Origin of the sequence: Acinetobacter sp. 1130196, from assembly GCF_000588095.1 — a bacterium.
Taxonomy (GTDB): Bacteria; Pseudomonadota; Gammaproteobacteria; order Pseudomonadales; family Moraxellaceae; genus Acinetobacter; species Acinetobacter nosocomialis.
This window is the reverse complement of record NZ_JFWX01000046.1, coordinates 1-15,273: the sequence shown is the minus strand read 5'-3', so window position 1 is coordinate 15,273 and position 15,273 is coordinate 1. Positions and strand designations below refer to the sequence as shown.

At 39.2% G+C, this 15,273-nt stretch carries 15 protein-coding genes; 12 read left to right on the top strand and 3 right to left on the bottom strand.

The genetic code is table 11. From position 1 onward, the window contains the following. Window positions 1-6 precede the first annotated feature (6 nt). Window positions 7-798, top strand: coding sequence for a sulfite exporter TauE/SafE family protein (locus tag J671_RS21225; protein ID WP_004887322.1), 792 nt, complete (start codon window positions 7-9; stop codon window positions 796-798). Between the two features lie 109 nt (window positions 799-907). Then, on the top strand, window positions 908-1,912 hold the full coding sequence (locus J671_RS21220; protein ID WP_004887320.1) for a homoserine dehydrogenase: 1,005 nt from the start codon (window positions 908-910) through the stop codon (window positions 1,910-1,912). A 30-nt stretch (window positions 1,913-1,942) separates the two neighbouring features. Here the strand turns inward: J671_RS21220 and J671_RS21215 are convergent, their stop codons facing one another. Then, window positions 1,943-2,860: a DMT family transporter gene (locus tag J671_RS21215; protein ID WP_004887318.1), complete on the bottom strand. Its 918-nt coding sequence runs from the start codon at window positions 2,858-2,860 to the stop codon at window positions 1,943-1,945. 166 nt (window positions 2,861-3,026) lie between these two features. Between J671_RS21215 and J671_RS21210 the strand changes: the two genes are divergently transcribed. Continuing rightward, window positions 3,027-3,881: a helix-turn-helix domain-containing protein gene (locus J671_RS21210; RefSeq protein ID WP_002050074.1), complete on the top strand. Its 855-nt coding sequence runs from the start codon at window positions 3,027-3,029 to the stop codon at window positions 3,879-3,881. Between the two features lie 18 nt (window positions 3,882-3,899). Here J671_RS21210 and chrA read toward each other — a convergent pair whose 3' ends face one another. Continuing rightward, entirely contained in the window at window positions 3,900-5,249 is a 1,350-nt protein-coding gene (chrA, locus tag J671_RS21205; protein ID WP_004887316.1) for a chromate efflux transporter, read from the bottom strand. A gap of 241 nt (window positions 5,250-5,490) precedes the next feature. Here chrA and J671_RS21200 point away from each other — a divergent pair, with 241 nt between their 5' ends. The 8 genes from J671_RS21200 to J671_RS21165 are packed head-to-tail and all read left to right on the top strand — an operon-like array spanning window position 5,491 to window position 12,702. After that, window positions 5,491-6,234 (top strand): GntR family transcriptional regulator, encoded by a 744-nt coding sequence (locus J671_RS21200; protein WP_004887315.1) that lies wholly within the window; start codon window positions 5,491-5,493, stop codon window positions 6,232-6,234. A gap of 28 nt (window positions 6,235-6,262) precedes the next feature. Next, window positions 6,263-7,996, top strand: coding sequence for a fumarate reductase/succinate dehydrogenase flavoprotein subunit (locus J671_RS21195; protein WP_004887314.1), 1,734 nt, complete (start codon window positions 6,263-6,265; stop codon window positions 7,994-7,996). A gap of 20 nt (window positions 7,997-8,016) precedes the next feature. Beyond that, complete coding sequence (locus J671_RS21190; protein WP_004887313.1) at window positions 8,017-8,262, top strand: 4Fe-4S dicluster domain-containing protein; 246 nt, start codon at window positions 8,017-8,019, stop codon at window positions 8,260-8,262. 19 nt (window positions 8,263-8,281) lie between these two features. Beyond that, the gene (locus J671_RS21185) at window positions 8,282-9,712 is read left to right on the top strand and encodes an ABC transporter substrate-binding protein (protein WP_004887312.1); all 1,431 of its coding nucleotides are present in this window, start codon (window positions 8,282-8,284) and stop codon (window positions 9,710-9,712) included. 34 nt (window positions 9,713-9,746) lie between these two features. Then, window positions 9,747-10,601, top strand: coding sequence for an ABC transporter permease (locus tag J671_RS21180; protein WP_004887311.1), 855 nt, complete (start codon window positions 9,747-9,749; stop codon window positions 10,599-10,601). A 1-nt stretch (window position 10,602) separates the two neighbouring features. Beyond that, complete coding sequence (locus J671_RS21175; RefSeq protein WP_004887310.1) at window positions 10,603-11,442, top strand: ABC transporter ATP-binding protein; 840 nt, start codon at window positions 10,603-10,605, stop codon at window positions 11,440-11,442. Then, window positions 11,439-12,437 carry a HEAT repeat domain-containing protein gene (locus tag J671_RS21170; protein ID WP_006581651.1) on the top strand — a complete coding sequence of 333 codons (999 nt, stop codon included), beginning with the start codon at window positions 11,439-11,441 and terminating at the stop codon, window positions 12,435-12,437. Before J671_RS21175 ends, J671_RS21170 begins: the two co-directional genes overlap by 4 nt. Next, window positions 12,421-12,702 carry a gamma-butyrobetaine hydroxylase-like domain-containing protein gene (locus J671_RS21165; protein ID WP_001167101.1) on the top strand — a complete coding sequence of 94 codons (282 nt, stop codon included), beginning with the start codon at window positions 12,421-12,423 and terminating at the stop codon, window positions 12,700-12,702. The genes J671_RS21170 and J671_RS21165 overlap by 17 nt, the downstream gene beginning before the upstream one ends. A gap of 39 nt (window positions 12,703-12,741) precedes the next feature. Here the strand turns inward: J671_RS21165 and J671_RS21160 are convergent, their stop codons facing one another. Next, window positions 12,742-14,028: an MFS transporter gene (locus J671_RS21160; RefSeq protein WP_004887307.1), complete on the bottom strand. Its 1,287-nt coding sequence runs from the start codon at window positions 14,026-14,028 to the stop codon at window positions 12,742-12,744. A 285-nt stretch (window positions 14,029-14,313) separates the two neighbouring features. Here J671_RS21160 and J671_RS21155 point away from each other — a divergent pair, with 285 nt between their 5' ends. Beyond that, on the top strand, window positions 14,314-15,246 hold the full coding sequence (locus J671_RS21155) for an IS5-like element ISAha3 family transposase (protein ID WP_004812228.1): 933 nt from the start codon (window positions 14,314-14,316) through the stop codon (window positions 15,244-15,246). The last annotated feature ends 27 nt before the right edge of the window (window positions 15,247-15,273 follow it).

The window sequence follows — 15,273 nt, the reverse complement described above, 5'->3', positions numbered from 1 at the left end:
TTTGATATGTTATTACTTGTCGTTGAAGGCATCGTGATTGGCTTTTTACTTGGTCTTACTGGCGCAGGTGGCGGTATTCTTGCTGTACCCGCGCTTATGACAAGTCAAGGCTGGACAGTGGCTCAAGCAGCGCCGATTGGATTGCTTGCTGTTGCGCTATCTACACTCATTGGAACTATTGAAGGCTTATTTAAAAAGATAGTTCGTTATCGCGCTGCTATTTGGATTGCCTTAATTGGTGCACCTATGGCACATATCGGCATTTTAATTGCCAACGCGATTTCACCTGTCTGGCTCATGTTAATGTTTAGCTTAGTCATGTTTACAGTGGGTTATCGACTTATTAGTAACCGAGTATCAGATTTTCATAACCCGCCGTGTCAGGTCAACCCAAGTACTGGACGCTTTATCTGGAATTTTAAAACTGGTGGCGTGCTTGCCAGTATCGGGATTATTGCGGGGCTTTTAACTGGCATGCTAGGGGTTGGTGGCGGCTTTGTAATTGTACCAGCGCTTAGAAAAGTCACAAATTTGGATATGCATAGTATTGTTGCAACCTCACTTATGATTATTTTCCTTATTAGTGGCATAAGTATTGTGATGCATATTGCAGAGGGTTTTCACTATCCAGTAGCAATCACTAGTGCGTTCGCACTCGCATGTGCATTTGGTATGTTATTAGGGCGCCAAGCTATTCGTTTTATTCCAGCGTCAATTGTACAAAAAGTCTTTGCTTTAATGGTTTTTGCTGTCGCAATTTATATGGTTATTAAGATTGTTAATCTAACAAATATCTAAGATATATAGTATTTTAACTATCCTTATGAATACTAAATTTCCAGAGATAAGATGTTTAAATTGTCTTTGGAAATTTCATTTAAAGCATTTAAAATTTTGAGAAAGCGATATGAAGCGAGTTAACGTGGCAATTTGCGGTTTTGGACGGATTGGACAACAAATTGCAGAGCTCCTTTTAAATCGATCGACGTACTATAAACAAAAATATCAAATTGATGCCCGTTTAGTGGGTGTCTGCAACTCATCATCAGGCTTAATTGATCAAGAGGGTTTTCAGACTTCAAAGTGGCTAGATAAAACACGATTTCAGGAAGGTCTAACAGAGCAAAAGTTTTTAGAACAGGTTCAAGCAGATGTCATTATTGAGACCGGACCCAGTGATTATGTGACAGGTGGGAAAGGCTTATTTTATTTAAATTATGCTTTAACACACAACATGAATGCGATTGCGGTATCTAAAGGTGCTTTAGTCGTAGATGGTAAAAAATTAGTTAACTTGGCACATCAGCACAATAAAAAACTATTTTTTAGCGGTGCGACAGCTGCTGCCTTACCAACTGTTGATTTGTTTGAATATAACTTAGCAGGCTGTCAAATTTTAGAAATAGAAGGTGTGTTTACAGGCACCACGAATTTTATTTTAAATGATATGTTGCAACACGGATGCGCATTTGCAGAATCTCTTGAAAAAGCTCAAACAAAAGGTATTGCGGAACCTGACAGTTCATTCGATGTAGATGGATGGGATACCGCGGCTAAAATTACCATATTAGCCAACACTGTTTTGGGGGCTGATATAAAAATTCAAGATATTCCAAGACAAGGAATCGGTCATGTCACACCCGATCATATTCGTGACTGGAAAAAAGAAAATGTAATTCCTCGTCTGGTCGGTTTTATTCATGTTAAAAATCAGCAAATTGAAACAGGTGTTGAATTAAGGTTAGTCCGAGCAAATCATGCGTTTGCTCATCTGCAAGGTTCTCAAAAATGCATTCGGGTGTTAACACAAGAAATGGGTGAATTTGTGGTCAGTGGAGGGGCATCTGCGCCTTTAGCCACAGCAGCCGCAGCTTTAAAAGATTTTGAGCTGATGTTAAAAACGGGCTACTAAAATTAATTATGATTTATAAAAAAGCAGGCTTTAAGCCTGCTTTTCACAATTTTTTTGGGTGTTAAATAACTTCTTTCCAATTTCAAACTTACTAAACATTAAGTAATTACCAAGTAAGATTAGCAAAATTCCAAATACAGCATTTAAAGTCCACTCATATCCTTCAAAGAAAGTAGAAACTGTTAAAGCAACTAAAGGAAAGAGCAACGTGCTATAGGCTGCTTTGGCTGCGCCAATTCGTCCAACTAAAGAAAAATAAGCAGAGAACCCAATAACTGTGCCAAATACAGCTAAGTATAGTACCGAGCTTAAAAATGGGAAATTCATCGGCGGCATTAAATCTTGTCCAGTAAATAAAGCTAGACTTAGCATCACCAATGCCCCATAAGTCATGGCATAACAATTTGTTGAAAAAATATTTAGGCCACGTTTTTGGTGTCTAACACTAATCATATTCCCTAAAGAAAAACCGTAAGTGCCTATTGCACATAGCCCAATACCCATTAATAACTGTGCATTAAACTGACTATTAATCAGGTCATGCCAAAACAGTAAAACAATACCACTTAGACCCAAAAGTGCAGCTGGCGCAAAGTTTGGAGAAGGTTTCTGCTTAAAAAAGATAAGTGCATTAATGGCATTAAAGAAAACGGCCATTGAAAAAATGACGGACTCTAAACCGCTATTTACATATTTAACAGCGGTATAAAAACAAATAAAGTTTAGGCCAAAAACACAAAGACCCTGCAGCATACAGAACAAATGATCTTTTAAAGCAATTCGCTGTAATTTTCCTGAAAATAGTAAAACAACCCAAAGTAATAAGGCTGAAATGGCAAAACGCCATAAAATTGCAACGACGGGTGTTGCATAATAGCTCTGAACGGCAATTCCAATCCATGTTGTTCCCCAAATCAACACCACCGCAACATAGAGTAAAATATTCATAACTTCATCCTCGATTACCAAGCTTAAGTATCTAGGAATGCTTCATTTTTCACGTATATATTCTTGTGTAGTACATGCAAGATCTTGCGTTTTTTATATGTCTGAACTAGCTGAATTTTACTGAATATGGTTAACTTAAGCTCAATGATATTCGTTTTAATTTTGCATGGCCTATCAAACTTTAGAACAGCTACAGCAATCTAAAGCCAAGCTTCACGAAACTGTGGTGCTTGATGAAAATATGCAACTTGCATTTTGGTCTAATCAGCAAGATCGTGTAAGTGTCTGTAGCGACCACCATACTTTGAGTCTCTATATCCAAGATGGTTATGAAAGTTATCAAAAAACACCTGCAGGCTGGAAAAATGGTGGCGGGCCAGGGCGTTTTTGTTTGTTGCCTGAGCATCAAGAGTCGACTTGGGATATACGAGGTGGGCTTAAATTTGTTCACTTGTATTATACAGACCAACATTTACGTGATGTTGCCGAAAAAATATGGGACAAAGAACCTAATCAAATTGAGTTAAACGAAGTTGTCTTTAATGACGATGAACGGATTCGAGCACTTTATCAGTTCTTCTTGCTAGATTGCGATTGGCAAGATTCTTCAAATCATTTGCAAATGAGTACAACAGCAAGTTTATTGCTAAATCATTTAATTAGAAGATACAGCAGTGTTCAATGGCAACAGCCTATTATTAAAGGTGGGTTGGCACCTCATAAGCTCAAATATATTCAGGAATGGATTGAAGATCATCTAGATCAGGCTCTCACTTTGTCTGATTTGGCAAATGTTGTGAATTTAAGCGAATACCATTTTGCTCATATGTTTAAACAGTCCATGAATATGGCGCCTCACCAGTATGTCATGCAAAGACGTTTAACTAAGGCAAAAGGACTCATTCAGTCATCTCAGCTTTCTTTACAAGACATTGCCCTAGTATGTGGTTTTAGTTCAGCAAGTCATTTAAGCCATCGTTTTAAACAGTTTTATGGCATGAGTCCTTCACAATTACGTTAAAGAACTCATGACTAATTTCTATAAAAGATAAACCCCTAAACCAATCAGTGCCGAAGCAAAAATGACATACAGCACATTAATGTTAAATCGGAATAAAGCAATAAATGCAGCAAGAGTAATGAGGGCTGCAACAATGTCAAAATGCCCTGTAAAGCCTTGTGGCCATAACACATGATAACTAAAAAATAGTGCTAAATTTAAAATGACGCCGACCACAGCCGCGGTAATTGCAGTGAGTGGTGCAGTAAATTTAATTTCGTTATGTGTAGACTCAATAATCGGCGCACCCGCAAAAATAAAGACAAATGAAAATAGAAAGGTAAACCAAGTCACAATAACTGCACCGAGTGCTCCAGCAAAAAATAGATGCTCAGAACCAAGTAGTGAATGATTAACACCTCCTAAAAAACCAACAAAGGCAACGACCATAATCAGTGGACCAGGAGTAGTTTCACCAAGTGCCAAACCATCAATCATTTGTGTAGGTGAAAGCCATCCAAAATGATTGACAGCGCCTTGATAGACATAAGGTAAAACTGCGTAAGCGCCCCCAAACGTAAGCAGCGCAGCTTTAGTGAAGAACCATGCCATTTGGGTATAAGAGTGATGCCATCCGAAATATACGCCTAAAGCTAAAATGGGTAATAACCATAAAATGATTGCTATAAAAATAAGTCTGGCTAACCGTGACCAGTGGAATTTAGCGTGTTCTGGTGTCGGAGTCTCATCATCAATAAATGCTGGGCCATAATCTTTTTGACTAGCTTTATGACCAGCAGTTGAGGAAAGTAGCTCAGGGTACTTTTTACTAACTAAATAACCTGCAATACCAGCGGTTAAAACGATAAGCGGGAAAGGAAGCTTTAAGACAAAGATGGCAAAGAACGCCGCAATTGCGACGACCCATAAAAACTTATTTTTAAGCGAACGACTACCTATACGGTATGTCGCATGGAAAACAATTGCGGTGACGGCAGGCTTTATCCCGTAAAAAATACCCGCAATAACAGGAACATCTCCAAATTTTATATAAACCCAAGACAGCCCAATTAAAATAAATAAAGAGGGTAATACAAATAAAATACCGGCAACCAAACCTCCCGCAGTTCTGTGCATAAGCCAACCAATGTAAGTTGCTAATTGCTGCGCTTCAGGTCCAGGTAACAACATGCAATAGTTCAGTGCATGTAAAAATCTTTTTTCTGATATCCAGCGCTTTTGTTCAACCAATTCCTGATGCATCACAGCGATTTGTCCAGCAGGCCCCCCAAAGCTAATAAAACCAAGCTTGAGCCAAAATAAGAAGGATTGCCAGAAGGTGACTTGTTCCACTGAATCATCAGGGGTATTTAATTGTTTTTGTTGCATATTATCCCCTAAAAAATAATAGTAATTTTTACGTTTATGGCACAACGGAGTATGTTTTATAGCATAACAAACACAAATGTATTTTTTATGATAACCATTTAACTTTTATAGATAGCTATTAATTAATTTATTGATATTCATTGAAATTATTTTTTTAACTAAAGTTATCGCTTTAAATTATTTCCAAAGCTGAAACATTTTAAACATTATTTGCTCAAGTTGTTATAACAGGTTGTAAGCCGTGAGCCAGCTACCCCCAGATGCTAAAAATCATAAGCCTCTTTACGATCAGTTAAGGGAACTCATCCTTAACAAAATTGTAAATGGCGAATACGCCGTACTGAGTCAAATTCCATCTGAAAACGAGTTTGCTGAACAGTTCGGTGTAAGCCGAATCACAGTTCGCCAAGCACTCAACCAATTACAGTTGGAAGGCTATATTTTTAAGGTGCCAGGTAAAGGGACCTTTGTAAGCAAGCCAAAAACGTTCCAGAACATTTCAAGTTTGCAAGGTTTTGCAGAAGCAATGTCATCTGCTGGTCACGAAATTTTAAACCGTGTCATCTCGGCCGAGCTTAGGCAGGTCCCGATGCATGTAGTACCGAAATTAAAGTTACCTGTTAAAGCCAATGTGTATGAAATTCAGCGTGTTCGTTTACTCAACCGTCAGCCAGTATCGTATGAGTTGACTTATTTGCCAGAACATATTGGTTTGAAACTTAAAGAAAAAGCGATTGATTTACGCACAACCGATATTTTCAAAGCATTAGAACAAGAATGTGACATTCCTTTAGGGCATGCAGATTTAAGTATTGATGCCACTGTAGCGGATGAGGAATTAGCGGCCTTGTTGCAAGTCGAAATCGGAACTCCGGTATTACGGGTCGAACGTTTGACTCACGATGCAAATGGTCAACCGATTGACTATGAATATCTCTATTTCTCAGGCGATACCTTCCAGTACCGTTTACGTATTCATCGTTAATAACTCAAATAAAAATAAGGATTTTACAATGGAAACTAAATATCTTGAGTTTGATATTGTAGTGATTGGTGGTGGAACTGCAGGGCCAATGGCTGCGATTAAAGCAAAACAAGAAAACCCCAATTTAAAAGTCTTGCTCATTGAAAAAGCGAATGTAAAACGCAGTGGGGCAATTTCAATGGGAATGGATGGGCTGAATAATGCTGTTATTCCGGGATATGCGACACCTGAGCAATACACCAAAGAAATTACCATTGCCAATGATGGGGTAGTTAACCAAAGCACTGTATATGCATATGCGAAGCATAGTTTCACAACCATTCAACAGCTCGATCAATGGGGCATTAAGTTTGAAAAAGATGAGACAGGTGAATTTGCAGTAAAAAAAGTACATCACATGGGGGCATATGTTTTACCAATGCCCGAAGGACATGATGTTAAAAAAGTTTTATATCGTCAATTAAAGCGTGCTCAAGTCAAAATTAATAATCGGATTGTCACCACAAAGCTTTTAAAAAATGAGCAAGGTGCAATCAATGGTGTACTCGGTTTTGACTGTCGTAGTGGTGACTTTTATGTCATTAAAACGAAAGCTGCCATTTTATGTTGTGGTGCCGCAGGGCGTTTAGGTTTGCCAGCTTCCGGCTACTTAATGGGTACTTATGAAAATCCAACCAATGCAGGTGACGGCTATGCAATGGCATATCATGCCGGTGCTGAGCTAGCCAATTTAGAGTGCTTCCAGATTAATCCGTTGATTAAAGACTATAACGGTCCAGCTTGTGCCTATGTGACTGGTCCTTTAGGAGGTTATACCGCTAACAGTAAAGGTGAACGTTTCATTGAATGTGACTACTGGAGTGGTCAAATGATGTGGGAGTTTTACCAAGAACTGGAAAGTGGTAATGGCCCTGTTTATTTAAAAGTAGATCATCTGGCCGAAGAAACCATTCAAACCATTGAAGAGATTCTACATACCAATGAGCGCCCAAGCCGTGGACGTTTCCACGAGGGCCGAGGAACCAATTATCGTCAAGATATGGTGGAAATGCATATTTCAGAAATTGGTTTCTGTAGCGGACACAGTGCTTCTGGCGTATGGGTCAATGAAAAAGCTGAGACTTCAGTTAAGGGATTATACAGTGCTGGCGATATGGCGGCCGTACCTCATAACTATATGCTTGGTGCATTTACTTACGGTTGGTTTGCAGGTGTAAATGCCGCGCAATACGTGAGTGCAGTTCAAGATAGCAAATTAAACCAAAGTGAAATAGAAGTAGAAAAAGCTCGAATATTTGCGCCACTGAATTGCTCAGAAGGTTTACCTCCAGAACAAGTGGAATATAAGCTGCGCCGTTTTGTAAATGACTATTTGCAGCCCCCTAAAACTCGCCAAAAAATGGAAATTGGGCTCAAGCGTTTTGAAGAAATTAAACAAGATATTAAGCGAATTTCTGCAAGGAACCCGCATGAGCTGATGCGTGCCGCTGAAGTTTCTTTTATTCGAGATTGCGCGGAAATGGCAGCAAGAGCTTCACTGTTTAGAGAAGAAAGCCGCTGGGGACTGTACCACTATAGAGCAGATTTCCCTCAAAAAAATAACTCGGATTGGTTCTGTCATGCGCATTTGAAAAAAGATGAACAGGGCAACATGGTCAGTTTCAAAAGGCCAATCGAGCCTTATGTGGTTCCGATTAATCAAGATGAAGCTGTGTCGTATGACCGTTTACGCATTCAAAAAGATGTTGCTCTAGCAGACTAAATAAATCAGGAATTCAAATCATGACTTTTATTTTTAAAGAAGTACAGCACCGTACTGTCGCACCCGTCATTATCGATGAGGATAAATGTATTGCTGATAAAGGATGCACTGTCTGTGTAGATGTTTGTCCAATGGACTTATTAGCAATCGACCCAACAACCCAAAAAGCTTATATGCAATTTGATGAATGTTGGTATTGCATGCCTTGCGAAAAGGACTGCCCAACAGATGCAGTCAAAGTAAATATCCCATACCTACTCAAATAATTAATTTGGAATACGCAACATGAGACAAAATAAATTGATCAATAAAAAACTATTACTCAGTAGTTTAATTGGTGCCATGGTACTCGGCACTTTGGGGTGCGGCAGTAAAACAGAAACTGTACGTGTCGCCATTGGTACACAAGACACGACCATTAACTGTGCAACAGGTGGGCTGCTCATTCGTGAATTGAATTTATTACCAAAATATTTGCCTAAAGATGGTAAATATAAACACGTTAAATATGACATTCAATGGAAAAACTTTACCTCTGGTGCACCACTTACCAGTGAAATGGTAGCTGGGCGTCTAGATTTGGGAGCAATGGCTGACTTTCCTGCTGTGAATAATTTAGCGGCATTTAAAAAAGCTGGCAAAGAAAGCATATTTTTAGCCCCTTTGTCAGGCAGTATTAATGGTAGCGGCAATGCGATTGTTGTTCCAATTGACTCAAAAGTAACATCGCTTAAAGAACTAAAAGGACAAACCATTTCTGTACCTTTTGCCTCAACTGCTCATGGACTGTTGCTACGAGCGATTCAGGCAGAAGGCTGGCAACTTGATAAAGATATTAAAGTGATTGCTCAGGCGCCAGAAGTAGCAGGGCCTGCCTTAAAAAGTCATAAGATTGCTGCGCATGCTGACTTCGTACCATTTGGCGAGTTATTTGCTTACCAAGGTTTTGCCAAAAAAATCTATGATGGTTCACAAGCAAAATCACCGACATTTCATGGTTCGCTTGCCAGCAAAGATTATGCACAGCAGCATCCAGAAGTTATAAAGGCTTATTTACAAGCAGCCATTGAAGCGAATCGTTTGATTCGCGAGCAACCTGAAAAATATAGTGAACTGATTGCTGAAAAAACCGGTATTCCTGCTGAAGTTGTTTATCTATTTCATGGCCCTTTAGATCTGCAAACTCGTGACTTAACGTGGAAACCTGAATATCGAAAAGCAACTCAAATCGCGATAGACACCTTAAAAGTTTTAGGCAAAAACGACGGTACGCTTGATGTAAATAAATTTATTGATAATCAATATATTAAGGATGCATTTCAGGCATCCGGACTTAATTACAGCCAGCAACTGGCCGACTATGCAAAATCACCTTTGGTTGCCAATGACGCATTAACGGGCCAACCCATCAAGACATTTGATCGGGTGACTCAAATTTGGGTAAAGGGTGAAGAAAAAGTGCGTAGCTATGAAACGCCTGAGCATGCTTTTTCTGATTTAAAGAAAATACAAGCCAATGGAAAAACGGTACGTGTGGTTTATAGCCAAGATCATCAGTCCGACATTAAGTTACTTGCTAATTTGGCATGGTATGCCACAGACAAAGCAGGAAAAATTCAAGCCTTTTTATTAAAAGATGATGCTGAAAAATGGGCTAAACAACAGGGCGGAAAAGTATATGACTTTAAAGCTATTCAGCTTGTAACACAGAGCTGATGTGTTGTCTTACCTAATGAGCAGGAGGTAACAAATGAGTAGTTTAGCCCAGACAAAACCTAATAACCAAATTACATTTTTGATTAAATTTTTTCGGCAGTTGAGATCATATCCAGCGCGTTTGAAAAGCTATGTCATTGCTTTCACATCTATAGCTTTTTGGATAGCAATTTGGCAAGGACTTGCTCAGTTTAAAGTAAATTTAGGCTTTGTGAACTTTAGCAATGTCCCGACACCTTTAGATGTCATTCATGCGCTATGGGCTTTTTTTCAACTCAGCGCTGCATTTGAACATGTTGAATCTAGTGTGTTTCGTGTAGTGATTGGTTTTGTGCTTGCGGCTCTAATTGGTGTAGGTATTGGTTTGTTGGCAGGACGTTACCAAAAACTGGCTGCCTTTCTAATGCCACCATTAGAAGTATTACGTCCAATACCAGCAGTTGCATGGATTCCTTTAGCAATTCTGATTTTTCCCTCATCAGAAGCTTCCATGATTTTTATTACGTTTATTGGGGCTTTATTTCCAATTTTATTAAACACCGTACATGGTGTTGGTGCAGTTGACCCAAGACTCGTTGCATCTGCAAAAAGTCTAGGCGCTTCTGATCTTGCCATCATTCATGAAGTCATTATTCCAGGTGCATTACCGAACATTATTACTGGTTTATCTATTGGAATGGGTACTTGTTGGTTCTGTTTAGTGACTGCCGAAATGATTTCTGGGCAACATGGAATTGGATATTTCACATGGGAATCTTTCACCTTGCAAAACTATAGCAATATCGTGGTTGGCATGGTGCTGATCGGAGCGTTAGGTATGTTTAGCAGTACATTGGTGCGTGTGATTGGAAACCGATTTACTCCATGGTATCAATTGAGGAAGTCTTAAAATGTCAATTACACAAGGCCATGTTCGTATTCAAAATCTATCGCTACATTTAGGGCAAGCTAAAAATCGTTTTCAGGCACTAGATCGGATTAATTTCGAAATACAACCGGGCGAATTTATTTGTTTACTTGGCCCATCGGGTTGCGGTAAATCAACATTATTAGGTGCTTTGGCAGGGCACTTACCAATTAGTTCTGGGTCTTTAACGGTCGATGATGAATCGATATTTGAACCGCATCCAGACAGAGGTTTGGTGTTCCAGCAACATACCTTATTTCCATGGAAAAGCGTGCTTGAAAATATTGCTTTTGGTTTGAAAATGAAGGGCATTGCTAAGCAAAAGCGTATTGAACAAGCTCAGAAAATGATTGATCTGGTCGGACTTAAAGGCTTTGAACATAAATTTCCAGCCGAACTTTCTGGTGGTATGCAGCAACGAGTTGAAATTGCGAGAGTACTGATTAATCAACCTCGCATTTTATTAATGGATGAGCCTTTTGGTGCCTTAGATGCTCAAACTCGTTTAAAAATGCAAATGCTATTACTCGAAATTTGGCAAGAAATCCAAACGTCGGTTTTATTTATTACCCACGATATTGATGAGGCACTTTTTTTAGCCGATCGAGTGTTGATTATGAGCCATCGCCCAGGACGAATTATTGAAGAAATTCCACTTAAGTTTGAACGTCCACGAGATGTTGAGCTTGTAACAAGTAGTGAATTTACAGCCATTAAAAAACATTGCATCCAGACTTTAAAAGAAGCTACTCAACAAGAAGAGTTAAGACGTTTAAATCCATTAGGGCTTGGAAAGAAATCACAAATTAAGGAATACGAATGAGTTTTTATTATCAAGCTTTAGATGACCTCGATGAATATAATCAGGAATTTCTTGCGCAGCTCAATGACCCAGATGAAAAGATTCGCTTTGTCGCTTTAATGAATATTGGCGATGAAGAAAATCCGGATTTACTCCCTTGGTTGCATGCAGCATTGCAACACGATTCTTCAGCTTTAGTTCGTCAAGAGGCAGCAAAAAAGTTAGAAAGTTGGGAAGATCCAACCAGTTTACAAGTATTGGCTCAAGCTTTATTTGATACAGATGTGAATGTGAAACAAACTGCCAGTCAAAGTTTAAGTGAAGTGAAAAATGCGGCATCAGCCCCAATCCTTGCGCCTTATTTAAAGCATACGGATACTTTTGCTCTTAGTGCAATTCTGCGTGCTTTAAAACCTTTACGACCACAGCAATTATTTGATGAGATATCTGCTTTAGTACACCATAAAAATGCATTTGTGCGCCGTGAGGCAGTCAGTGCATTAAGTTGGTTACAACAAGACCAAGCGATTACGATATTGGCAAAAATTGCAGAAACAGATACAGATGATGAGGTCCGCCGTATTGCAACAGGTGGTTTGGCTTATAGTCAGAGTATATCAACTGAGGTCATCCAAGCACTTCAACATTCTTTAACTTCGGAAAGTTGGCAACTAAGAGTGGAAGCTGCGCTCACGATTGGAAAATTACGTATTGTTCAGCTCGAAGCTCCTTTAATTCATACTGTATCAGACTTGTATTGGCAAGTACGTATTGCAGCAGTACGAAGCTTGGGACTACTCAAATCGCATCTAGCAGTAGCTCATTTGTCTGATAACTTTAAGCATGAAATTAGTAACTTGCGTAAAGAAGTCGCTTTAGCACTCGGCGAAATCGGCACATCAGAAGCTCAGACGTTATTGGAACAACATCAAAATGATCCAGATCCTGAAGTACGAAAAGCGATTCGTATTGGATTAAATCAAATTGGTGAGGTGAAGTATGCAAATCAGACCTGATATCCGTGTCGACACTATAAATAAGCAGGTTCACTTTATATGGACCGATGGCTCAAGCGTATGTTTGAGTCATCAAAGTTTAAGGGAAATTTGCCCATGTGGCTTTTGCCGAGCGAAGCGGATTAAACAAATTAAAATAGAGCATCAAAATGTTGAAGTGACAGCTATGTTTGATCAAGGTTATGGGGCCCAAATTTGCTTTAGTGATGGGCATGATAAAGGGATTTTTCCGTGGGCTTTTTTAAAAGAATTTGCTAAGGGATAAAAGATGCCTTCTGCTTGGGACAGAAGGCATTTTATTTAATTAATGATCATGTTCTAAATAATCTGGTTTTTTCGGAAGCGCAAGGCTACATAAGAAACAGATAATCAGCATGACTATCACATATATAAAGAAGGTATTTTCAATTCCGGCAGCTTTAAACTGTAAGGCAACTGAAGGTGCAGAACCACCAAACAGCGCATTACCTACTGCATACGAGAAACCTACACCTAAAGCCCGCACATGAGGTGGGAACATTTCAGCTTTTACCAAACCACTAATGGAAGTATAGAAGCTGAGTAACATCATCATAAAGATGAGTAGCAATGTAATGATGATCGGAGAATCTATATAGGCACGCATCCCGATCACCATGACTGGATAAATAAAAATGGCGGACAATAAGCTAAATGCCAACATTGAAGAGCGTCGCCCAATACGGTCCGAAATTGCTCCAAATACAGGTTGAGCACACATATAAACAAATAGCGCGAAGGTCATGATATAACCAACAGTTTTTCCATGCATCCCTAAGTTGGTTAAATAGGTTTTTGAATAAACGGTCTCTACATAAAACGTTAATGAACCGGCAGAAGTGTATCCAACCACCAATAAAAAGGTTTTCCAGTGTTTTTTAAAGAGTTCTCTTAAGCTGCCAGACTCTTTTCGTTCGCTGTCTTGATGAGAAAGCGTTTCTTCTAAACGACTACGTGCAAGCAAAGATAAAATTGCTGCGATACCACCAATAACAAACGGAATACGCCAGCCGCCATCATGTAATTGTTGTTCACTTAAGAACGTCAACAAAATAACGCCCAGTAAGCTTGCAAGCAATTGACCACCAGAGAGGGTGACATATTGGAAAGACGAGTAAAAACCACGCTGACCTTTTAAGCCTAATTCACTCATATAAGTGGCAACGGCGCCATATTCACCACCCACTGATAAGCCTTGAAGTAAACGAACAAGCAGTAACAGAAAAGGGGCAAATAAACCGACTTGATCATAAGTAGGCAAAGCTGCAAATAAAAAGGAGCTTAAAGCCATAAGACAAATTGATATGATCATCGACTTCTTTCGGCCATGTCGATCTGCAATACGACCAAATAGCCAGCTTCCAATCGGACGCATAAAGAAGCTTGCTGCAAATACCCCCCAAACATAAATAGACTTGGTCGTACTATCCATATCAGGTGCGGTTAAAGCTTGAGTAAAGTAAGCAGCAAATACTGCATAAATATAAAAATCAAACCATTCGACTAAATTACCAGAGGCTGCGCCTACAATCCCACCTATTCGACTACGTTTTTCTTCCTGAGTATATGTCATATTACATCCATCGTTTTGTAGACAAAAACTAGGAATTTTTTAGGTATGCTAAACAGAAAAGAGAATAAAATATTAAAAATCACTCAGCCCTGAGCACGTCCTTAAAATTCCTAACCATTCATTTTTTCTAATTTTAAAATTCGTTTCTAGTGAGATTACGTCCTTTTGTTCGATTTAAAGATATTTTAACCAATGATCGAACATTTCCTTACGCTCAATTTGATAATGAATGGCTTTGTTGCACAAAGCTATTCTTGAAGGCTTCTTCAGTAATATAATTTCCAGATGAAGAAGCCTACACCTAAAATCTATCGTACAACCAATTGGTCCTCGTATAACCAAGCTTTAATCAAGCGAGGAAATATTTCAATCTGGTTTGATCCTAAGACGCAATGGTATGCACAACCACAAGGCAAGCAAGGACGAAATCAAACTTATTCCGATACAGCGATTCAATGCTGTTTAATGATCAAATCTCTATTCCGTCTTTCTTTACGTATGGTTACTGGCTTTGTTCAAAGCCTGATTAAACTCTGTGGCTTGAATTGGACAGCACCAGATTACTCCACCCTTTGTAGACGACAAAAGCATATTGATATTGCGATAAGCTATCAGAAAAGTCATGATGGGTTACACCTACTTGTCGACTCTACGGGTTTAAAGTTTTTAGGTGAAGGCGAATGGAAGCGTAAAAAACATCAGCCTGAATACCGTCGGCAATGGCGTAAACTGCATATTGGTATAGATGCTGAAACACTGCAAATACGTGCCGTTCAGCTTACTACAAATAATGTCAGTGATTCACAAGTACTAGGTGATTTACTGGATCAAATTCCACTAGATGAGCGAATAGATTCTGTCTATACCGATGGCGCGTACGACACGAAGTGCTGCAGAAAAGTGATTTCAGATCGTCAAGCACATGCAGTAATTCCACCCAGAAAGAATGCCAAGCCCTGGAAAGATTCTAAAATAAGTTCAATAGAACGAAATGAGTTACTTCAAACGGTTAAACATTTAGGCAGAACCCTATGGAAAAAATGGTCGGGTTATCACCGTCGTAGTTTGGTGGAAACCAAGATGCATTGCATCAAATTATTAGGTGATAGGCTGACGGCAAGACATTTTCAAAGTCAGGTCAATGAAATTCATGCGCGTGTGGCAGTTCTGAATAGATTTACGGAATTAGGTAGACCTCGCACCCAAGTTGTGTCTTAAATTTGAATGGATTGGGGAGAACTCAGC